20 protein-coding genes, 1 tRNA gene and 1 pseudogene are annotated in these 20,689 nt (G+C 69.4%); 8 read left to right on the top strand and 14 right to left on the bottom strand.

The annotated features are described in order from the left end of the window. Positions 1–6 precede the first annotated feature (6 nt). Positions 7–1,245: a 3-deoxy-D-manno-octulosonic acid transferase gene (locus FHG71_RS10205; protein WP_139081542.1), complete on the top strand. Its 1,239-nt coding sequence runs from the start codon at positions 7–9 to the stop codon at positions 1,243–1,245. Continuing rightward, a complete protein-coding gene (gene lpxK, locus FHG71_RS10200; protein ID WP_139081541.1) occupies positions 1,245–2,261 on the top strand; it encodes a tetraacyldisaccharide 4'-kinase in 1,017 nt (338 codons plus the stop codon). The genes FHG71_RS10205 and lpxK overlap by 1 nt, the downstream gene beginning before the upstream one ends. Here the strand turns inward: lpxK and FHG71_RS10195 are convergent. Genes FHG71_RS10195 through FHG71_RS10185 form a run of 3 tightly spaced genes read right to left on the bottom strand, consistent with a single transcriptional unit; the run spans position 2,231 to position 4,578 of the window. Continuing rightward, positions 2,231–3,376, bottom strand: a complete 1,146-nt coding sequence (locus FHG71_RS10195; protein ID WP_139081539.1) for a CaiB/BaiF CoA transferase family protein — start codon at positions 3,374–3,376, stop codon at positions 2,231–2,233. The genes lpxK and FHG71_RS10195 overlap by 31 nt on opposite strands. Then, complete coding sequence (locus tag FHG71_RS10190) at positions 3,373–4,065, bottom strand: DsbA family protein (protein ID WP_139081538.1); 693 nt, start codon at positions 4,063–4,065, stop codon at positions 3,373–3,375. Before FHG71_RS10190 ends, FHG71_RS10195 begins: the two co-directional genes overlap by 4 nt. A 27-nt stretch (positions 4,066–4,092) precedes the next feature. After that, positions 4,093–4,578, bottom strand: a complete 486-nt coding sequence (locus FHG71_RS10185) for a DUF721 domain-containing protein (protein ID WP_246045411.1) — start codon at positions 4,576–4,578, stop codon at positions 4,093–4,095. Between the two features lie 70 nt (positions 4,579–4,648). On the opposite strand from FHG71_RS10185, the gene FHG71_RS10180 reads away from it, so the two are divergent. Next, entirely contained in the window at positions 4,649–5,719 is a 1,071-nt protein-coding gene (locus FHG71_RS10180) for an A/G-specific adenine glycosylase (protein ID WP_139081537.1), read from the top strand. 207 nt (positions 5,720–5,926) lie between these two features. Here FHG71_RS10180 and FHG71_RS10175 read toward each other — a convergent pair whose 3' ends face one another. Both FHG71_RS10175 and FHG71_RS10170 read right to left on the bottom strand, forming a co-directional pair. Next, on the bottom strand, positions 5,927–7,036 hold the full coding sequence (locus FHG71_RS10175) for a site-specific DNA-methyltransferase (protein ID WP_139081536.1): 1,110 nt from the start codon (positions 7,034–7,036) through the stop codon (positions 5,927–5,929). Positions 7,037–7,124: 88 nt separating this feature from the next. Then, positions 7,125–7,760 (bottom strand): ribonuclease HII, encoded by a 636-nt coding sequence (locus tag FHG71_RS10170; protein WP_139081534.1) that lies wholly within the window; start codon positions 7,758–7,760, stop codon positions 7,125–7,127. Positions 7,761–8,159: 399 nt separating this feature from the next. Between FHG71_RS10170 and FHG71_RS10165 the strand changes: the two genes are divergently transcribed. Together FHG71_RS10165 and FHG71_RS10160 are read left to right on the top strand one after the other, a co-directional pair. Further along, on the top strand, positions 8,160–8,450 hold the full coding sequence (locus tag FHG71_RS10165; protein ID WP_139081532.1) for a hypothetical protein: 291 nt from the start codon (positions 8,160–8,162) through the stop codon (positions 8,448–8,450). Between the two features lie 40 nt (positions 8,451–8,490). After that, complete coding sequence (locus FHG71_RS10160; RefSeq protein ID WP_139081531.1) at positions 8,491–9,138, top strand: winged helix-turn-helix domain-containing protein; 648 nt, start codon at positions 8,491–8,493, stop codon at positions 9,136–9,138. 3 nt (positions 9,139–9,141) lie between these two features. On the opposite strand, the gene FHG71_RS10155 is transcribed toward FHG71_RS10160, so the two are convergent. After that, positions 9,142–9,495 (bottom strand): hypothetical protein, encoded by a 354-nt coding sequence (locus FHG71_RS10155; RefSeq protein ID WP_139081530.1) that lies wholly within the window; start codon positions 9,493–9,495, stop codon positions 9,142–9,144. Positions 9,496–9,651: 156 nt separating this feature from the next. Then, the gene (locus FHG71_RS10150) at positions 9,652–10,275 is read right to left on the bottom strand and encodes a VPLPA-CTERM sorting domain-containing protein (protein ID WP_139081529.1); all 624 of its coding nucleotides are present in this window, start codon (positions 10,273–10,275) and stop codon (positions 9,652–9,654) included. A gap of 277 nt (positions 10,276–10,552) precedes the next feature. Here FHG71_RS10150 and FHG71_RS10145 point away from each other — a divergent pair, with 277 nt between their 5' ends. Both FHG71_RS10145 and FHG71_RS10140 read left to right on the top strand, forming a co-directional pair. Further along, a complete protein-coding gene (locus FHG71_RS10145; RefSeq protein WP_246045410.1) occupies positions 10,553–12,619 on the top strand; it encodes an NAD(+) synthase in 2,067 nt (688 codons plus the stop codon). Positions 12,620–12,628: 9 nt separating this feature from the next. Beyond that, positions 12,629–13,285 (top strand): sulfite oxidase-like oxidoreductase, encoded by a 657-nt coding sequence (locus FHG71_RS10140; RefSeq protein WP_139081528.1) that lies wholly within the window; start codon positions 12,629–12,631, stop codon positions 13,283–13,285. A gap of 6 nt (positions 13,286–13,291) precedes the next feature. Here FHG71_RS10140 and FHG71_RS10135 read toward each other — a convergent pair whose 3' ends face one another. Beyond that, positions 13,292–14,323 carry a LacI family DNA-binding transcriptional regulator gene (locus tag FHG71_RS10135; protein ID WP_139081526.1) on the bottom strand — a complete coding sequence of 344 codons (1,032 nt, stop codon included), beginning with the start codon at positions 14,321–14,323 and terminating at the stop codon, positions 13,292–13,294. A gap of 112 nt (positions 14,324–14,435) precedes the next feature. Here FHG71_RS10135 and FHG71_RS10130 point away from each other — a divergent pair. Then, a tRNA-Arg gene (locus FHG71_RS10130) sits at positions 14,436–14,511 on the top strand. Positions 14,512–14,672: 161 nt separating this feature from the next. Here the strand turns inward: FHG71_RS10130 and FHG71_RS10125 are convergent. The 6 genes and pseudogenes from FHG71_RS10125 to FHG71_RS10100 all read right to left on the bottom strand — a co-directional run bounded on the left by FHG71_RS10125 (position 14,673) and on the right by FHG71_RS10100 (position 20,627). Then, positions 14,673–15,677 carry a sugar-binding protein gene (locus tag FHG71_RS10125; RefSeq protein ID WP_139081525.1) on the bottom strand — a complete coding sequence of 335 codons (1,005 nt, stop codon included), beginning with the start codon at positions 15,675–15,677 and terminating at the stop codon, positions 14,673–14,675. Positions 15,678–15,719: 42 nt separating this feature from the next. After that, a complete protein-coding gene (locus FHG71_RS10120; RefSeq protein WP_139081524.1) occupies positions 15,720–16,772 on the bottom strand; it encodes an ABC transporter permease in 1,053 nt (350 codons plus the stop codon). Beyond that, the gene (locus tag FHG71_RS10115) at positions 16,769–17,509 is read right to left on the bottom strand and encodes an ATP-binding cassette domain-containing protein (protein WP_139081523.1); all 741 of its coding nucleotides are present in this window, start codon (positions 17,507–17,509) and stop codon (positions 16,769–16,771) included. The genes FHG71_RS10120 and FHG71_RS10115 overlap by 4 nt, the downstream gene beginning before the upstream one ends. A 452-nt stretch (positions 17,510–17,961) precedes the next feature. Then, positions 17,962–19,080, bottom strand: a complete 1,119-nt coding sequence (locus tag FHG71_RS10110) for a Gfo/Idh/MocA family protein (RefSeq protein WP_139081522.1) — start codon at positions 19,078–19,080, stop codon at positions 17,962–17,964. Beyond that, on the bottom strand, positions 19,077–19,289 hold the full coding sequence (locus tag FHG71_RS10105) for a hypothetical protein (RefSeq protein WP_139081520.1): 213 nt from the start codon (positions 19,287–19,289) through the stop codon (positions 19,077–19,079). Before FHG71_RS10105 ends, FHG71_RS10110 begins: the two co-directional genes overlap by 4 nt. A gap of 185 nt (positions 19,290–19,474) precedes the next feature. Next, positions 19,475–20,627, bottom strand: a pseudogene (locus FHG71_RS10100) (aldehyde dehydrogenase family protein). Between the last annotated feature and the right edge of the window lie 62 nt (positions 20,628–20,689).

Below are 20,689 nucleotides of genomic sequence, written 5' to 3'. Positions count from 1 at the left end.
CCTGCCATGCCCCGATCCCTGGCGCTGGGCGCCTATCTGGCGATGGCGGGATTGGGCGGGCGCGGGCCCGAGCCCGAACCGCCCCGGCCCGAGGGCCCGCTCGTCTGGATCCATGCCGATGGCCCTAACCGGATGGCTCCCCTGCTCGCGCTAGCCGAAGGGCTTGGCCCTGAGATCGCCACGCTCCTCACCCTGCCCCGGCGGGCCGAGCTGCCCCCCGTGGCCGGCCGCGTGATCCTGCGTCACGCTCCGACCGAGGGGCGTGCGACGGTGGAAGCCTTTCTCGGCCACTGGCGACCGGACCTGCTGCTCTGGGCGGGCGGGGGACTGCGGCCGGCGCTGGTCGCGCGGGCGCGGATGCCCCGGCTCCTGGTGGACGGCGCGCCCGAGCCGCAGCTCCTGGCGCGGGGGTCGGGCTGGCCTGGACTCGCGCGCGCGGTGGTGCCCCTGTTCGAGCGCGCCTTGGTCGCGGGCGATGCGGCGGCCGAGCGGCTGATCCGCGCCGGCCTGCCCGAGGAGCGGCTGGAGATCGCGGGGCCGCTGGATGCCCCCGCCCCCGTGCTGCCCTGCAACGAGCGGGAGCGGCGCGACCTCGCGCAGACGGTCGCCGCGCGCCCCGTCTGGCTCGCGGCGGACCTGCCCATGTCCGAACTGCCGGCCGTGGTGGCGGCGCAGCGCGTGGCGAGCCGGGGGGCGCACCGGCTTCTCCTGATCCTCGCGCCCCGCCACGCCGAGGACGAGCCCGCCATGGCCCGTGCCCTGACCGAGGCCGGGCTGCGCGTGGCCCAGCGCGCCGAGGGCGCCGAGCCCGAGGACGGCACGCAGGTCTATCTGGCCGACGGCACGTCGGAGATGGGGATGTGGCTGCGGCTCGCGCCACTGGCTTTCTGGGGCGGGACCCTGCCCGGGGGGTCAGGCGGGCGCCCGCCGTTCGAGGCGGCTGCGCTGGGCTCGGCGCTCCTGCACGGGCCCGCGACGGCGCCGCACGCCGAGGCCTGGACGCGGCTGGACACGGCAGGCGCGGCGCGACTGGTCCGCAACGGCGCCGAGCTCGGCCGTGCGGTGGAGGCGCTGCTGGCCGCCGACAAGGTCGCCGCCATGGCCCATGCCGGCTGGGACGTGGCCACGCAGGGCGCCGAGGTGGCGAACCGGGTGGCCGACCTGATCCGGACGCGGCTCGCCGAATCATCCCGTCCCGAGCCGCTGGCCGAGCCACCGGCGTTGGCGCTCCAGGCGGGGGCCTGATGGCGCCGCCCGCCTGGTGGTACGACGCGGACGGGGGCTGGCCGGCCCGGCTGCTCGCGCCCCTGGGCGCGCTCTACGCGGGTGCGACGGCCCAGCGCCTGGCGCGCGGCGCCCCTTACCAAGCCCGGGTGCCGGTAATCTGCGTTGGGAACCTCGACGCAGGTGGAAGCGGCAAGACGCCGGTGACGATGGCCTTGGCCGAGCGGCTTTCGGCCCGGAGCGTGGCGGTGCAGGTCGTCTCGCGAGGACATGGGGGACGGCTCGCCGGGCCGGTCCGGGTCGGGCCCGCGCACACGGCTGCCGAGGTCGGGGACGAGCCGCTGCTCCTGTCGGCCTTCGTGCCGGTCTGGGTCGCCAAGGACCGTGCGGCGGGCGTCCGTGCGGCCGAGGCGGACGGGGCCCGCGTGGTGGTGCTCGACGACGGGTTCCAGAACCCGTCAGTGACCAAGGACCTGTCATTGATCGTGGTGGACGCGGCGCGGGGCTGGGGCAACGGGCGCCCGATCCCGGCCGGTCCGCTGCGCGAACGGGTGGCGGCAGGCCTCGCGCGGGCCGACGCTGTGATCTCGCTCGGCGACGCAGCGGCGCAGGACCGCTTCGCCGCGCGCTGGGGGGCGGCGTTGGTCAGCCTCCCGCATCTGCGGGGCGAGCTGCGGCCGCTGCCTACGGGAATGCCTTGGGCGGGGCTCCGCACGCTGGCCTTCGCCGGCATCGGGCAGCCCGAGAAGTTCTTTGCCACGCTCCGGGGACTGGGGGCCGAGATCGTGGCGACCCGCGCCTTCGACGACCACCAACCGCTCTCCCGCGCGATCCTCCAGCGGCTGGAGGCCGAGGCCGCTCGGCTGGGCGCGCAACTCGTCACCACCGAGAAGGATGCCGCCCGCCTGCCTCCCGAGATGCGGTCGCGGGTGCTGGTGCTGCCGGTGCGGCTGCATCTGGAGGATTGGGGACCTGTCGAGGCCGCTCTCGACCGGCTCGGCCTCGGTCAGTCCCAAGGGGCGTCGATCCGGTCCTGATGCTCGCCCAGTCGCGGCGACGGATGGTCGAGCAATAGGGTCGAGTCGGAGAAGACGATGGGCGTGCGCACCCCCGGCACGCCGCCCGGGTCGATCCGCAGCCGCCGCGCCACCACCTGCGGGTCGGCGAAGACATCGGCCATGTCGTTGATCGGACCCGCCGGGACGCCCTGCGACTCGCAGGCGGCGAGCAGGTCGTCCCGGGTCATGCGCCGGACGGCCCCGGCAAGTTGCGCGACCAGTTCGTCGCGACGCGCGAGGCGGGCGGGGTTGGTCGCGTAGAGGGGATCGGCCCCCAGCCCATCGAGCCCGAGGAGGGCGCAGAAGCGCTGGAATTGGGCGTCGTTGCCCACCGCGACGATGGCATGGCCGTCGGCGCAGGCGAAGACCTGATAGGGCACGATGTTGGGGTGGGCGTTGCCCATGCGCCGGGGTGCTGCGCCCGAGGCGAGATAGTTCATCGCCTGATTGGCTGTGATCGCGGTCGCCACGTCGAGGAGCGCCATGTCGATGCGCTGGCCTCGCCCCGTCCGCTCGCGCTGATGAATGGCGGCGAGGATGGCGGTGCTCGCGTAGACGCCGGTGAAGATGTCGGTGACGGCAACGCCAACCTTCTGCGGCTCGCGGTCGGGCTCGCCCGTGATGGACATGAGCCCCGACATCCCCTGCACGATGTAGTCGTAGCCCGCGCGGTGCGCGTAGGGCCCGTCCTGCCCGAAGCCGGTGATGGAGCACCAGACGAGCCGGGGGTTGAGGGCCGAGAGGGTCTCGTAGCCTAGCCCGTAGCGGTCGAGGCCTCCGAGCTTGAAGTTCTCGATCACCACGTCGGCTTCGGCGGCGAGGCGGCGGACGATGGCGCGCCCGTCCTCGGTCGAGAAGTTGGCCACCACCGAACGCTTGCCCCGGTTGCAGGCGTGGAAGTAGGCGGCGGCGGACTCGCCGTCCCGCTCCAGGAAGGGCGGGCCCCAGCGGCGGGTGTCGTCGCCTTCGGGGCTTTCGACCTTCACCACGGTCGCACCGAGGTCGGACAGAAGCTGGCCGGCCCAGGGACCGGCCAGGATGCGGGCAAGCTCGAGGACCCGAAGCCCCTCGAGCGGGGAACGGGCGGCCGTCACTGCCCGGCTTCGGCCAGTTCCGCGTCGATGATGGCCTTCAGTTCGTCATAGGCCATGTTCGAATGCTTCTCGCCGTTGATGATGAGCGTGGGCGTGGATTCGATGCCGTCGGCCTGGGCATTCTCCTGGAACCAGGCGACCAGCGCCTCGGCCTGCGCCTCGTCCTGGAGGCAGGCGTCGAGCGTGGCGTCATCCATCCCGGCGGCGCGGCCGATGCGGCGGAGGTTGTCGCCGATGGCGGCCGGGTCGCCCTCGCCCACCCAGTCGCGCTGCTGCTCGTAGAGCACCTCGGTCAGGCCGAAGAAGCGCATCTCGCCGCCGCAGCGGGCCACCATCGAGGCCCAGAGGCCGAAGCGGTCGAAATAGACCTCGCGGAAGATGTACTTCACCTTGCCGGCATCGATGTAGTCGTCCTTGAGCCGCTGGTACTGGTCACCGTGGAAGGCCGCGCAGTGCGGGCAGGTGTAGGACGCGTATTCGATCACCGTCACCGGCGCGTCCTCGGCCCCCTGCACCATGTCGGGAATGGTGATCTCCGCGCTGGCGACCGCCGGGTCGGCGGGGGCGGCCTGCTCGGTGGCCGGCGCGGCGGTCTGGCCGGCGCTCTCGGACTCCTGCGCCCAAACCGGGGCGAGGACCCCCAGGGCGGCGACGGCGGTCAGGGCGGCAAAAAGGGCGGGTTTCGTCATGGGCGGCCTCGGGTGTTGGGTGTCCCGTCAGAGCCGGGACCTCGAGAGGACATTGGCGGCGAGCGCCGCGAGCGCAAGCCTCAATTCCGTGTCCTTCACGTCCTTGGCAAGAGGCTCGACCGCATCGGGAGGCACGGGTGCGGGCGGCGGCGGGATCGGCGCAGGCGCCTTGGCGAAGGCTTCGGGTCCCGCCTGCTTGATGCGGATCCTGGCGATGGCGTTGTAGCCGTAGCAGGCGTTGACCCGCTCGCGCAGCCGCTCCTTCTCCATCTCGAGCCGGAGCGCGGCGGCGCCGAGCGCGAGAATGGTCAGCGTCGCCCCCTCCTCGGCCGCCTTCTTGCCGCGCGGATGGCGGACCTCCAGGGGCTTGGCGATGGCCGCGAGCGATTCGCCCACGATTTCGGGCCAGTGCGTCAAGAGCCGCGTCGCCGCGAAGCCCCGCGCCTCGCCGAGCTCGCGAATTTTCTGGCGCAGCAGGTCGGAGGCTGGCTTGAAATATCCGTGACGGTCCACGCAGGGGCCTTTCCTGAATCGGTGGGAATGATAGGCCGGGCGGGCCCCCGGTGACAGCCCCCCTTACGGAATGAACAGACCGCTCTCCGACGACCTTCTCGACTGGTACGACCGCCACGCGCGGGCCCTACCCTGGCGCGTGCCTCCGGGCTGGGACATCCGACCGGACCCCTATGGCGTCTGGCTGTCGGAGGTCATGCTCCAGCAGACCACGGTGGCGGCGGTGAAGGGCTACTGGGAGCGCTTCCGGACGCGCTGGCCCACGGTCGAGGCGCTGGCCGCGGCAGAGGACGCCGAGGTCATGGCCGAGTGGGCAGGCCTGGGCTACTACGCGCGGGCGCGCAACCTGCTGGCCTGTGCGCGGGCGGTGGCGGCGCGAGGCGGCTTTCCCCAGACGGAAGCCGAGTTGCGGGCCCTGCCTGGCATCGGTCCCTACACGGCGGCGGCTGTGGCGGCGATCGCCTTCCGCGAGCGCGCCGCGGTGGTGGACGGCAACGTCGAGCGCGTGATGTCCCGCGTCTTCGACATTGCCACCCCCCTGCCCGCCGCCCGGTCCGAGATCCGTGCCCGCGCCGATTTGCTCACGCCCACCGAACGCGCCGGGGACTACGCGCAGGCGGTCATGGACCTGGGCGCCACGATCTGCACGCCGCGCTCGCCGGCCTGCGTCGTCTGCCCCTGGCGCGAGCCCTGCCTCGCGCGGGCGCGGGGCGTGCAGGCCGAGCGTCCGGTGAAGCCCGCGAAGAAGGTCGTGCCGCAGCGACGCGGCATGGCCTATGTGGGCCGGCGCGAGGACGGCGCTTGGCTTCTGGAAACGCGGAAGTCCGAGCGGATGCTCGGCGGCATGCTGGGCTGGCCGGGCTCGGCCTGGGACCGGGGCGAGGAGGAGGCCCCGCCCCCCGCGCCGGGCGACTGGGTCGCGCTCAACGCCGAGGCGCGGCACGGCTTCTCGCATTTCGGTCTGACGCTGCGGGTGCTCGTGGCCCGCCTGCCCCAGGGCACGGAGCCGCAAAGGGGACAATTCGTGCCGGTTGAGGCGTTCCATCCCGACCGGCTGCCCACGGCGATGCGGCGGGTGCTGGAGGTGGCCCGGACTTCGCCACTGATCGCGGACAGCGAACCGATTGTTCACGAAACCTGAGGAACTTGGCCGGCCCGCTGTGGGTTTCCCTGCTGAATGGACGGCCAGTGGACTTGCGTGCCGAGTGGGCCGCCGGTTCGCGAATAAAAAAGGCCCTGCCGGGTAGCGAGCCGTCGGCAGGGCCTGAGGTGGGAGCCGGGCGCATGAGGGCGCTCGCCGGCTCCGGCGGGTGAGAGGCCCGCCCCTGCGAAGGGGCGGGCCGATCTCTTAATGATGACCGGCCATCTCGGCCCGGACCTGCTGGCGCAGCACGTCGATGGGAACGTAGCCGCCGTCCCGCTTGAAGTGCCAGTAGGTCCACCCGTTGCACGAGGGCGCGCCTTCGAGATGCGCGCCGACCTGATGGATCGAGCCCTTCACGTCCTGCCCCACGAGCGTGCCGTCGGCGCGGACCTTGGCCTTGTGCCGGCCCCCGAGGCTCCAGAGTTCCTCGCCCGGGCGCAGCATCCCCCGCTCCACCAGCAGGCCGAAGGCCACGCGCGGCTCGGCTTTCTTGGAGGAGGTCGTCTCCAGCGCAGCGCTGTCGAGACGGCGGATCTGCGCGATCCGCGCCTCGGCAGCCTTGCGGTAGGAAGCCTCACGCTCGATCCCGATGAACTCGCGCCCCAGCCGCTTGGCCACCGCGCCGGTGGTGCCGGTGCCGAAGAACGGGTCGAGAATCACGTCGCCCGGGTTGGTGGTGGCCAGGATCACCCGATGCAGGAGCGCTTCGGGCTTCTGCGTGGGATGCGCCTTGGCGCCGTCCTCGCCCTTGAGCCGCTCGTGCCCGGTGCAGATTGGCAGGACCCAGTCCGAGCGCATCTGCACGCCTTCGTTGAGCGCCTTCAGCGCGTCGTAGTTGAAGGTGTACTTCGATGCCTCGTTGCGCGAGGCCCAGATAAGCGTCTCGTGAGCGTTCGTGAGCCGCTTGCCGCGGAAGTTGGGCATGGGGTTCGACTTGCGCCAGACCACGTCGTTCAGGATCCAGAAGCCCTGGTTCTGAAGCTCGGCCCCGAGCCGGAAAACGTTGTGGTAGGAGCCGATCACCCAGATCGCCCCGTGGGGCTTGAGCACCCGGCGCGCCTCGCGCAGCCAGTCGCGGGTGAAGCGGTCGTAGTCCCCGAAGCTGCCGAAGCGGTCCCAGGCGTCGTCCACGCCGGCCACGCGACTGTTGTCGGGCCGGTGCAGCTCACCCTTGAGCTGGAGGTTGTAGGGGGGATCCGCGAAGACGAGGTCCACGCTCGCGTCGGGAAGACGCTTCATCACCTCGATGCAATCGCCCGCAAGGATTCTGTTCAGAGCGCCGCTCAGGCGCTCTGCCACTGCCGTTTCTGCCATTCACTGCCTCATCACCCGGCGGATTGTCCCGCTCTGGTTGGGGATAAGTTGAGGACAGCGCGGCGGACTGTCAAAACCCAAATTGTGGTCAGGAAGAAGTGGTCTGGTATTGCCACAAGATCTTGTGGACCGGCGCGAAGGTGCGTCTATGGTGTGGAGTCGGACCCAGCGCGCGCAGGGCCGCCATGTGGCTTTTCGATCCGTAGCCCATATTGGTTTCCCATCCGTAGCCGGGATGCTGTTGCGCCAGCGCGACCATGATTCCGTCGCGCCACACCTTGGCGACGATCGAAGCCGCGGCGATGGACAGGCTGTTCGCGTCTCCGCGGATCAGGCCGGTGCCGGGGCAGCCGAGATTCGGAGGCACCTGTCGCCCATCCACCAGTGCATGGTCGACAGGAGATCCCAAAGCCTCGACCGCGCGGCGCATCGCCAGGAAGGTGGCCTGAAGGATGTTCTCGGTCTCGATCTCCTCGACCGAGGCCTGCCCGATCCCGACCCGCGCCGATTCGCGGATGAGCGCGGCCGCGCGCTCCCGGCCCCGGCGGGACATGCTCTTGCTGTCGAAGAGGCCCGGGGGGATCCGGTCGGGGTCCAGAATCACGGCGGCCGCCACCACGGGCCCGGCGAGCGGGCCGCGACCGACCTCGTCCACCCCCGCGACCTGGCGGTGGCCTCGGGCCTGGAGGTCCTTCTCGCGGGAAAAGTCGGGGATGATTCGCATGGCGCCCATCTGGCCGGGCGGGCCATCGGGGGGCAAGCGCGAGAGAATGGAAGGGTTCGGGGAGGGGCCTTTTGGGACCCCTCCCCTTGCGCGCGGACCACTGGGGCGACGGGCCCGCGCCACTGCTCGACCTTCGGTCCCCGGGACGGGGATGCCTCGGCCGAAGACTGAAACTCGTCCGACCTTCCGGGGCCCCGCCGGGCCGGGACAGGACCCGAAGGGAACTGCGGGGCCCCGGAGACGGCTCGCCGAGGGACTGCGGGCCGGTCTTTCCCCAACTCGCCCGGGACTCCCGGTCATTCAATGACAGGCCGTAAGCCGTGGCGCGACAGCCGCCGGAAACCGCCGGTTTAGGCGCGGGTTATTGAATAGCGCGTTCTCCTGCGGCAGCGTGGCCTCATGCGATCCTTCGTTCCCCTTCTTCCGCTCGTTCTCGGCCTGCTGGCCGGCGCGGCCCATGCGCAGGAGCCGTGCTACGCCGACTACAAGGCCTCGCGCGAGCAGCCGTTGGAATTGCAGTACGGCGTGGCCGAGATCCGCGGCGAATGCAGCGTGCCCGCGGCCGAGCAGGAACTGCGTCCACGGCTCGCGGCCGGCGGCTGGCAACTTCTGCAGGTCATTGCTACCTTCGGGGAGGCGGGAGCGAGGGAACGACGTGAGAGCGCTGGCGAGTATTACCTCGAGTACTGAAGTCACTTCAGGCGAGGCGCGTCAGTGGGGCAGCCGGGCGGTGATCGGAGGGATCGCCGCCGTGGTGCTGATCCTGCTGGCTGCGGCGGTGCTGCTGTTCCTGAACCTCCCCGACGCGAACGCCTTTAATGCGCGCGTCGAGCGTCTCTTTGTCGAGACGGACTTCACCGCCCAGCGCGAGCTGCGGCTTCTCGAGGTTCTGGCCCGATCGGGCACGATCTTCAGCGAGGTGCTGAACTCTTACCGCACGATTATCTTCGTGCTACTGGTCTTCGCGACCGCCATGATGATCGCCGCCGTGGCCTTCCTCGTGATGCTGGTGGCGCTGAACCGCCGCATGGGGCAGATTGAGCGCAAGGGGATCGAGGTGAACTCGCTCCTTATCTCGCGCGAAACGAATACGGTCTACCTCAACAATTTCGAGTTCAAGCTGACCGAGGCCGCCACCGAGACCCTGGCCGTGCTGGCCGAAGCGCGCATGGACGACGAGGTGCTGTCGGGCGCGCAGATTGAGGCAGTGATTTCGGGCCGCGACCCGGCCAACTGCGACGAGGCAGCAGGCGCGACGCGGATCAAGCGGCTGCGTGATACCTTGGGCAACCAGATGGTCAGCGAGCTCCTGGTGCGCAACATCGCGCGCAAGGGCTACACCCTCGCGGTGGACAAGTCGGCGATCCGGATGGTCTGAGTCTCAGGTGATCCGCAGGAAGAGCGGGTCCACCTGGCGCCAGAAGTGCAGAAGATCCTCGGCCACTGAAGGCACCTGCCCCATCGACTGCACCGCATGGACATCGGCTGAGACCAACGCCGACAATCGGTAGCCCAACGGGACTACGGGATCTCGCGCCGCGGCCTCGCCGAAGGCGTCCTCGATGGCTTCGGTGGCGCAGGTGACGGCGTAGGCGAGCGCCAAGGCAGGCTCCTCGGGCCAGCGCTCGGCCATACGGCGCACCATGGCTCGCCGGCGCGGCCCGTCGCCGGACAATAATTCCTCCATGGCGAACTCGGTCATCTGGTCCAGGGTGGCGTTGCGCGGCGCTTTCACGTCGGGTCCTCATCCGGCTTGGTCGGGGCTTCGGCGGCAGGACAGCGCGAAACCCTCAAGATCCGGTTAATTGCGGGCCGACGAAAACCCGGAAACGCACAAGGCGGGACATGAGTCCCGCCTTGCACATCGATGGACGTTCGGTCGGCTTGGCCGTCAGGCCTTGCGGGAACGTCTGTTCATCAGCGCCAGGCCGCCCAACGCCGTGATCAGGAGAGCGCCGCCGGCCGGGAGAGGAATAGGCGCGGGCTGCTGGTCCGCGTAACCGATCAGCCTGGAGGCATGGGGCTTGGCCGGGTCCGGGATGGCGAAGCGGAGGCCCACCCGTTCCAGGTCGCTCAGGGCCAGAAGGCTGCTTGAGACCTGGAAGGTGAAGGGCGAGGTCGCGACGTCGGTTCCCGAGATGCGAAGGCCGAAGTCGAAGCTCGGGTCCGTCAGGCCATTGGTGAAGCTGCCACCCAGATCGATGCCGCCGGCGACGTTGCCCGAAGCGTTCACGAAATTCCGGATCTTCACAGACGGATTGAGAATGTCTCCCAGACCGACAGCGACGTCGCCCACATCGAAGAAGATCCCACGGAGCAGGGCCGGCACGCCAGTGGAGGAGATGGAGAAGGTCAGGACTCCATCGGTGTCGTCGTCGACCGTGACGGAAGCCGCCGGAGAAGAGGGATTGGCCTTGTTGGTCGTGACGAAGTCGGCGAACGACAGGGTGGCCGCCGAAGCAGCTGATGACATCAGCGCAAGCAGCGCGGCGGCCGCAAGGGCTCGTGCCTTCATTGTGCTTTACTCCAGTCATAATCCGGCGATCAAAGTCACATTATCCCGCCAATCAGCACGGTAAAGACATATTGATGCCATATTAGTTAACAGGCGAGAGTCTGCCCAAGGCCCACCTGCGACGAAGGGCTTACACATAAGTTATGGTGTCCGATGCGGGAGAGGCTCGGCCGGGGTCGAAGCCTACCATCCGCCGTGCGACGGATTATGGTGCTCGGAGCGGTCGCGGGGCCGCTTGAGGCACCCGCACCGAGAGAACCGGCAAGGAGATGTTGGCGTGAGCGACCGCAGAGGCCCCGACCATTTCCACGCCATGCATCGGCATGGCTTCGTCCGGGTCGCCGCCAGCACCCCGCGCGTGCGCCCCGCCGATGTGGGCTTCAACCGCGACGCAATCCTAGCAGAGGCCCGGCGGGCCGAGGCGGCGGGCGCGGATCTCGTGGTCTTTCCAGAGCTCTGCGTCTCCTCCTATGCCATCGACGATCTGCACATGCAGACGGCGCTGCTCGACGCCGTCGAGGCCGCCCTGGGCGCCATCGCCGAGGCAAGCAGGGAACTGCCCCCCGTCCTCCTAGTCGGCGCACCGCTGCGGCACGAAGGACGGCTTTACAATTGCGCGATCGTGATCTCGCGCGGCGCGATCCTGGGCGTGATCCCGAAGTCCTTCCTGCCCAACTACCGGGAATACTACGAGAAGCGATGGTTTGCGCATGGCAGGGGCGTCCAGGGCCAGACGATCCGGTTCGGAGGATGGGCGGCGCCCTTCGGCTCGGATCTCCTGTTCGAGGCCACCGACCTGCCGGGTTTCGTCCTCCATGTCGAGATCTGCGAGGATTACTGGGCGACGATCCCGCCCTCCTCCGAGGCGGCTCTCTCCGGGGCCACAATCCTCGCCAACCTTTCGGCCTCCAACATCGTCATCGGAAAGGCCGACGACCGGCATCTCCTCTGTCGGTCGCAGTCCATGCGCGCCATGGCCGCCTACGCCTATTCGGCTGCCGGGCCTGGCGAGAGCACGACCGACCTCGCCTGGGACGGCCAAGGCGCGATCTACGAGTTGGGCGACCTCCTGGCCGAGTCGGAGCGCTTCTCGCTCCATCCGGCGCTCTGCCTCGCGGACGTGGACACCCAGCGCATTGTCAACGAGCGGCTGCGCACCGGCACCTTCGCCGATGCGGCCGAGCATGCGCGCCGTAGCGGGGCCAGCTTCCGCCGCGTCGCGTTTGAGCACCGGCCGCATTTCCGCGACGTGGGGCTGGCCCGGCCCGTCCGGCGCTTTCCCTACGTGCCCAACCGCGCGAGTCATCTGGACCTCGACTGCTATGAGGCCTTCAACATCCAGGTCGAGGGCCTGCGCCGCCGCTTCGAGGCGACCAACGGCACCAGCATGGTCATCGGCGTGTCCGGCGGGCTCGATTCCACTCATGCGCTGATCGTGGCGGCCAAGGTCTGCGACCGGCTGGAGATCCCGCGCTCGACGATCCTGGCCTACACGATGCCGGGCTTCGCCACAGGCGAGACGACCAAGGCCAACGCCTGGCGACTCATGCGCGCGCTGGGCGTCACGGCGGACGAGATCGATATCCGGCCTGCCGCGCGGCAGATGCTCGGGGACTTGGGCCATCCCTATGCCGAGGGGAAGCCTGTTTACGACATCACCTTCGAGAATGTGCAGGCGGGGCTGCGGACGGACTACCTGTTCCGTTTGGCCAATCACAACAACGGCTTCGTCATCGGCACCGGTGACCTGTCCGAACTGGCGCTGGGCTGGTGCACCTACGGCGTGGGTGACCAGATGAGTCACTACGCCGTCAACGCGGGCGTTCCCAAGACGCTGATCCAGTACCTGATCCGCTGGGCCGTGCGGTCGAACCAGTTCGACCCCGAGACCGACGCCGTGCTGGAGGACATCCTGGGGACCACCATCTCGCCCGAGCTGATCCCGGCGGACGACGAGGCGGGGATGCAGAGCACCGAGGACAGGATCGGGCCCTACGAGTTGCACGACTTTTTCCTGTTCCACATCATGCGCTACGGGCTGCCGCCATCGAAGGTCGCCTTCCTTGCCTGGCACGCCTGGCGCGACGCGCAGGCCGGGCTCTGGCCCGCGGGCTTTCCCGAGACGTCGAAGCGCCAGTACGACCTCGCCACCATCCGTCGCTGGATGGAATCCTTCCTGTGGCGCTTCTTCACCACGAGCCAGTTCAAGCGCTCGGCGCTGCCCAACGGGCCCAAGGTTTCGGCGGGGGGCTCGCTGTCGCCCCGCGGCGATTGGCGCGCGCCTTCCGATTCGGTGGCGACGCCCTGGCTTGAGGAACTGCGCCGGTCCGTTCCCGAAGCCTGAGAGGGTCCCATGGACGACACCCCCGACGAGACCAAGCTGACCCGCACCAAGCGCGCCTGGGCCGAGGCGGGCAAGTTCCTGACGGGCCGTGTCGCCCGTCCCGAGGCCGAGCGCCTGCCCCCCGGCCAGCATCTGGTGCGCGATTGGCCGGTGCTGGATCTGGGCGTGCATCCGAACGTCGCGCTCTCCACGTGGCGGCTCGACGTCGTGGGACTGGTGGAGACTCCGCTGTCACTGGACTGGGCGCAGTTCCAGGCCCTGCCGCAGGCCGAGGCGCGCTCGGACATCCATTGCGTCACCACATGGTCGCGCTACGACAACGACTGGAAGGGCGTGCGGGTGCGCGACCTCCTGGACCTCGCGCATCCCGACGAGGTGGCGACGCACGTGCTCCTGCAATCCTATGACGGCTATACGACCAACCTGCCGCTCGCGGACTTCGCATCCCCCGACGCGATCCTGGCCACCCACTGGCAGGGAAAGCCGCTGACGCGCGAGCATGGCGCGCCGATGCGGGCCGTGGTGCCGCACCTTTATTTCTGGAAGAGCGCCAAGTGGCTGTCGCGCATCGAGCTCATCGGGGCCGACCGCGCCGGCTTCTGGGAGCGGAACGGCTACCACATGTATGGCGACCCCTGGCGCGAGCAGCGCTACAGCAAGGATTGAGCCCTGTCAGCCGCGGGGCGCGCGCAGCGTGTCGCCCCGCTCCAAGGTTGGCGTGAGTTCGATGCGCTCGCCACCGGGCAGCGAAGAGTCGGCATGCCGCGCCGCCACGATGGCGGCGGCGCGGCAGCCGATCGCGCGGCGGCAGGCGTCCATGGTGGCAAGCCGCCGAGGCAATCCGTCGAGAAGCTCGATCCGGTTGAAGCCCGCGAGCCCGATCTCCTCGGGGATGCGGGCGCCCCGCTCCAGGAGCCACAGGAGGCCCCCGGCGCCGATCATGTCGTTCGAGTAGTAAAGGAAGTCGAGGTCGGGGTTCCTCTTCAGGATCGCCTCGGTCATCTCGCGACCCTTGAGCAGCGCCGAGCCACCTTCGTAGAACTCTTGGTCGGCGATGGGCACGCCCGCCTCGGCCAACCGCGCCCGGAACCCCTCCATGCGTTTGCGGGCCCGGTAGTCGAGCGGCATCTTGGTCCCCAGCACCCCGATGCGGCGGTAGCCGGCGGCCAGGATGCCCTCGGCCATCTCCCGCCCCGCCCGCGCATGGCTGATCCCCACCACCGCGTCGATGGCCTCGCCGTCCACGTCCATGATCTCCACGACCGGAACGCCCGCGCGCTCCAGCATGGCGCGGGAGGCGGCCGAATGCTCCAGCCCCGCGACGATCACGCCCGAGGGGCGCCAGGAGAGCATCTCGAAGAGGACCTTCTCCTCCTTCTCGGGCAGGTAGTCGGTCACGCCCACGACCGGCTGGAGGCCGGTGTCGCCCAACTCCTCCGAGATGCCGCCCAGCACCTCGGGAAAGACCATGTTGGCAAGGCTTGGGATCACCACCGCCACCAGGTTCACCCGGTTGGAGGCGAGCGCCCCGGCGATGCGGTTGGGGACGTAGCCCAGGCGCGTCGCCGCCTCTCGCACGCGGGCGCGCGTGGTCTCGCTCACGTCCCCCAGGCCGCGCAGGACGCGGCTCACGGTCATCTCGGACACGCCCGAGGCTTCGGACACGTCGCGCAGGGTGAGGGGACGCTTGGGGGTCTTGGCCACGCGGAGGGCCTCCTGAGGGAACTCGGGATCTTTATGCCGCGTCGTGCCGTGATGTCCAACCCCGGCCTCGGCCGTTGACCTGAGGCCCCCGCGCGGGCATGAGGGGGCGGACGGCCCCGTAGCTCAGGGGATAGAGCGGCCGCCTCCTAAGCGGCAGGTCGATGGTTCGAATCCATCCGGGGTCACCAGTGCCGCACTCGCGACGGGGTCGGCCGCAGGCTGCCGCCTGCATCATCGTCGGACTATAGTGTGGAAGGAATCGAGGGCGCCGGGCCGCGACGGCTATGGAGGCATGCCCCAGGATCGACCCCCGCGGTTGTCCGAGAGGGTCGCCACGATATGGTGCGGGTCAGTTCGTCGCGCTGCCGCCCAGGCAGGTGTCGACATTCTCCTGGGTGCAGATGTCGAGGCCGGTATAGATCGGGTCCTGGACCTCCTTGCCCTCGGCGATGTCCAGTAGGATGGACATGGCCTGATGGCCCATCTCGTAGGGACGTTGCCCGACCTGGCCCACGGACAGACCGTCCTTCAGCTGCGCCATCTGCATGGGCAGGGTGTCGGCCACGATGATCGAAAGCTCGCCGCTCGTCAGTTCCTCGGCATAGGGCTGGACCGCTTGGCGGTAGGCGTTGTCGAACCACTGGGTGAAGGCGCCCGTGGAAATGAAGGCTGTGAGGTCGGGGTTCGCCGCCAGTATGTCCGTCATGCCCTGGACGGCGACGTTGCCGTCGTCATCGGTGATGAGGGGGCAGCCCGAGATCTCGGTCCAGCCGCCCTGGCCCGCGAGCGGCGTGCCCGGAGGTGCCCCCGTGTCCTCGCCGGCCAAGGTGTCGCGGATACCCTTCAGGCGCTCGTTGTGGTTGGCCGCCGCCGCGCCGCCGGTCTGGAGGCAGATGGTGCCGCCGTCGGGGTGGCGGGCCTTGGCGATATTGGCCAGCTCCACGCCGATGTCGTAGTTCTTGGTGCCCACGTAGGTCGACCGGATCGCCGCGTCCTCGGGCAGGAGGTCGGAATCCCAGGTCATCACCGGGATGCCTGCGTCGACCGCGGCGCGCAGGGCGCGGCCCATGGCGGGGGCGTTCGAAGGCGCGACCGCGATGCCGTCCACCCCTTGGCTGATGAGGTCCTGCACGATCTGGACCTGCTCCATCTCGGTGTGCTCGCCGGGGCCGATGTAGTTGCAGGTGACATTGCCCAGTTCCTCGGCCGCCGCCATGCAGCCGTCACGGGCGAGGTCGAAGAACGGGTTGTTCATCGCCTTGGGCACGAGCGCGAAGGTGTAGCTCTCCTGCGCGATGGCGCCTGCCGGAGCAAGAAGGGCCACCAGCGCGGTGGCCGCGAGTAGTTTCTGCATCTTGTCCTCCCTGGTACATGCAGAACGGGGTGCGGGAGCCGGTTAGTCCGACTTCCCACGGTTGCGGATCTGTTCCAGAAGCACCGCAATGATCAGGAACAGGCCGACGAAGAACTGCTGCCAGAGGGCGTCGATGCCCGCGAGCAGCAGCGAATTGCGGATGAGCTCCATGAGCGCCGCGCCGATGGGGGCGCCCAGCGCATAGACCACGCCGCCCATGAGGTTCGCGCCGCCGATCACGGTGGCGGCGATCACGTTGAGCTCGTAGCCCGTGCCCAGCGCGTTCGTCACCGAGCCGAACCAGCCCACGAGCAGGAAGGCCGCCAGCCCGGCGGTCACCGCCGAGAGCACGTAGACCGAGACGAGGATGCGCTCGACCGGGATGCCGGCCAGGCGCGCGGCTTTGGCGTTGCCGCCGATGGCGATCACCCAACGCCCCCAGGTCGAGTAGCGCCAGACCCACCCGAACACGGCCGTGAGGATGATGAGCACCCAGACGGGATTGGGGATGCCCAAGACGCTTTCGCCGCCCAGCCAGAGGTAAAGCTCGGTGTCGGGGCCGAAGTCGTAGATCATCTTGTTGTTCGAGATGACCATGGACACCGACCGCGCCATGGCGAGCATGCCGAGCGTCACCACGAACGGCGCCATGCGCAGATAGGCGATCAGCACGCCGTTGATGAGCCCCACGAGGACGCAGACGCCCATGCAGGCCAGAAAGCCGGGAACGATCCCGTAGCCCGCCTGCATGACGAGCCCTGTCACGACTCCGGCGAGGCCCATGAGCGAGCCCACCGACAGGTCGATGCCCGCCGTGCAGATCACGGCCGACATCCCCAGCGCCATGATGCCGAAGAAGGCGAAGTTGCGCGTGGTGTTGAACAGGTTCCGTTCCGTCAGGAACACGTCCGATACGAAGGTCATCACGAGGCCAATGACGAGGATCGCCATGAGCACCCAGAAGGGTTGGGTGCGGACGATGGCCTGCCAGCCGCTCGTCTCGGTGCGGGACGTGATCGACTCGTCGATCTCGGCGTGGCCGAGGGGACCTTGGCCGGGGCGCACGCGGCCGTCTTGGTTGGTCATGTCGCTCATGCCGCTCCGATCGCCCCCGTGATGAGCCCGGTGACCTCCTCGGGCGTGGTCTCGCTGATGCGCTTGTCGGCGACCTTGGTCCCTCGGCGCAGCACCGCCACCCGGTCGCAGACGTCGAAGACGTCGGGCATCCGGTGCGACACCAGGATCACCGCGTGGCCCGTGTCCTTGAGGCGCCGGATGAGGGTCAGCACCTCGGCCACCTGCCGGACCGAGATGGCGGCGGTGGGCTCGTCCATCAGCACGAGCTTGGGGTCCGAGAGCCGCGTCCGCGCGATGGCCACTGCCTGCCGCTGCCCGCCCGACATCTGCCTGACAAGGTCGCGGGGCCGCGTCTCGGACTTGAGCTCGGCGAAGATCTCGCCCGAGCGCTGGTACATGGTCTTGTAGTCGAGATACCGGATCGGCCCGAAAGACTTCTTGAGTTCCCGCCCCAGGAAGACGTTCGCGGCGGCCGAAAGGTTGTCGCAGAGGCCGAGGTCCTGGTAGACGATTTCGATGCCGCTGTTGCGCGCGTCGATGGGCTTGTGGAAGTGGACCTCGCGCCCTTCGATCCGGATCGCGCCCGAGGTGGGGCGGAAGTTGCCGGCGATGATGCGCATGAGCGTGGATTTGCCTGCGCCGTTGTCCCCCATCAGCCCCAGGGCCTCGCCCGGTCGGATGGACAGGCTCACGCCTTGGAGCGCATGGATTGCGCCGAAGCTCTTGGTGATGTCGTCGAGCTCAAGAAGACTCATGAGCTCCTCCCCCCCTTGCGACCTGTGGAGCGCGGGCCTTGTGCCAGCCCGTTCGCGAACTGTCGTCTTGGAGTGAACGGTCACTGCGGGAAGCGCATTCTGTCAACGAGAAAGGCCAGCCGCGCCGCAGCAAAACTTCCCTTAGGTCACCGGAGTCTTCTGCAGAGCCGGCTTTCGCCTGGGCGAAGCAGGGCATCCGGTTGCAAGGGAAGGCATGGCCGCCCGGTCCCATCCGGTCGATGGCGGTCAGCGCGGGGCAATCACGGCGACCAGGCTCTGCGGCCCACGAGATCAGCCTGGATGTGGCGGCCGCGGCGGGCGTAGACGAAGACCTTGGAGAAGAAGATCCCGCCCCTTCCGGCTTTCATCGTCACCGGCAACGGCTCACCCCCGGAGGCCAGCATGGACGCGCGCCCAGACCAGCTGGGCGCCACTGATGCCGATCGCGAAGCTCAGGCTACGTCCACCCAGACCTGCGCCTTGGACGAGTCATGGACGGCCTCTACGAGGCTCTGGATGCGCAAGCCCTTGCGGAAGTTGAATGGCTCCTCCGCCCGGCCCGCCAGCGCGTCGAGATAGCCTGCGACCTCGATGGCTTTGAGGTCGTTGAAGCCCAGCTGGTGGCCCGGCGCCACGCAGAAGCGACCGTAGGGGGCGTGGTCGGGCGCGGCCTCGATCCGGCGGAAGCCGCGGCGGCCGGCGGGGTCGTCGGCCGAGTAGAAGTGCAGCTCGTTGAAGCGCTCCTGCGAGAAAAGGAGCGCGCCCCTGGTGCCGTAGACCTCGAAATCGTGCTGCATCTTGCGGCCCATGGCGACCCAGGAGGCCTCGATGGAACCGGAGGCGCCGTTCGCGAAGCGCACGAAGGTCCGCCCGATGTCGTCCACCTCGACCGCGCGGCGTCCGCCCTGACCATCGGGGCGTTCGCCGATGACGGTCACGGTGTCGCCCATGAGGCGGGTGATCGGCCCCAGCAGGAACTCGGCGGTGGCCAGCGCGTGGGAGCCGATGTCGGCGAAGGCGCCGCCCCCGGCCGGGTCGTGGCGGAAGCCCCAGACGCCGTTCGGGTCGGCCATATAATCCTCGGCGTGGATGCCCCGGTAGCTGCGGATCTCGCCCAGCTCGCCGGCGGCGATCATGTCGCGGGCAAGGGCCAGCATGGGGTTGCAGAGATAGTTGAAGCCAACCTGCGTCTTTCGCCCCGCCGCCTCGGCGGCTTCGGCCATCTCGCGGGCATCCTGCGCCAGGGGGGCGAGCGGCTTCTCGCAATAGACGTGCTTGCCGGCCGCGATGGCCGCGAGCGCCATCTCCTTGTGGAGCGCGTTGGGCGCGGTGATGTTCACGACGTCGATCGCGGGATCGGCCACCATCGCCCGCCAGTCGTCAGTGGCCCGCGCGAAGCCCAGGGCAGACGCCGCGTGCTGGGCCAGCGCCATGCTGGTGTCCGCGAGCGTGCGCAGTTCCACCCGGAACGGCAGGTCGAACACCTTCTCGGCCGAGCCGTAGCCGAAGGCATGCGCCTTGCCCATGAAGCCCGAGCCGATCAGGCCCACGCGGAGGACGGGTTTGGTCATAGGAGGTCCCTGTTCACGATGAGCGCGGAGGCGAACCGCCCCGCGAGGAAGTCGAGCGCGTTCTGCACCGGCCTCACCACCAGGCGTTCCCGCGTCCCGGCGGTGAGGCCGGCGATGCCGGGGGACACGATCACGTTCGGGAAGGCAAGACGCGGCTGGTCGAGAGGTGGTGGGTCCGTGGCGAACAGGTCGAGCACCGCCTTCCGCAAGGCGCCTCTGTCGCGGCACCTTTACCGGCCCGTCCCGCGCCGTGTTGCCCAGCATGGCCCCAGGCATGAGCCCGCCGCGTTCCTCGACCCCGGGGCGGGGCCGCTCGCCCTCGGGCGCATGGACCGAGACGGCATCGGCCCAGGCCTTTGCGCAAGCCCGCGACGCGGGAGACAGGTCCCACGGGCTAGGCAGGCGGTACGGAGGCCGAGAGCGCGCATTCCAGGTGGGCCAAGATCAACGTCATTGCGTGCTCGGCCCCCAAAGCCGAGTTCATGTCGTCCACGACGGCGAGCGCGACCCCTCGCGCGTTGAGCGCCGGGAGGTCCGCCGCGCCGCAGCCCCTGCCGAGGCGCAGGCGCGCGACCCGGGCGAGCGCGGCGGCCGAAAGCGGCCGTGTGCGGGCACGAGCGCGTCTGCCGCGACGCCTTCGATCTCCTCGACCCTGCGGCGCGAGATGAGTGGGCCCATCCGGATTGCGGGATCGAGCCCGTTCCCCACCTTGCTTGCTTTGGCGTGCCATGAAGCCCCCATGAAGCCGCGCGTGGGCGAAGGACCGGTCGGGCGTCACGCAGGCCTGACGCACGTCGATGATCACGGCCCGCGGCACGTTGGCGCCTAGCTTCATCAGGACCCTCTTCACGGTGGCCCGGGCGTCGCGGATCATCTGCTGGGCCACGAGCGTGGAGCCGGTCAGGAACATCCTGCGAACCTGCTTGTCGGTCATGAGCGGGGCGTAGATGGCCGCGACCGGACCGGTGGCGAACCCGACCATCCCGGCCGGCAGGTTCCCGGTCCGGCAGCCAGCCACGATCATCGTCAGGACGCCCACCGGCTGTGACGATATTCCCATGATGTTCGTGCGCATGGCCGTGAGCGCGAGGATCAGCTTACGCAGCACCAGCGCGACCGGGAGGTTCCCGGCGGGGAAAGCCGCGCAGATCCCCACGGGCTCGCGCGTGGTTGTCAGCGATCCGGGCCGCGATGCGCAGCGCCTCCTCGGCGTACCGGCGGAACCAGTCCACGGCGAGGCCCCACCCCCGCTCGGGCTCTGCAAGGGGCTTGCCGGTTTCGGAGCAGGTCAGCCGCGCGGCCTCGGCGCTTCGGCAGACCATCTCGGTCGCCACGGCGTGCGGCGCCTCGACGTGGGCCAAGGGACCGACCGCGCGCCACTGCGCCAAGTTCCGTTCGACCGCGTCCACCACCGCCCTGCCTGCCACGCCCGCCAACGGCACCTCGCCCCGGGCTCGCTCAATCACGGGCGGCAGAACTGGGGCCACGCCGCAGCTTGACGCCGTCACCCAGGCGCTGCCCGGAAGGTGTCCCTGTCGGTCGCACATCGCCCCCCTAGCCCGGCTGTGCGAGGCTATTTGCAAGCGCTCTGCGACGTCAGCGCGGCGTG

The organism is Rubellimicrobium roseum, from assembly GCF_006152145.1.
Taxonomy (GTDB): Bacteria; Pseudomonadota; Alphaproteobacteria; order Rhodobacterales; family Rhodobacteraceae; genus Rubellimicrobium; species Rubellimicrobium roseum.
Note: the sequence above shows the minus strand (reverse complement) of the source record. Positions and strands in the feature narration are given on the sequence as shown.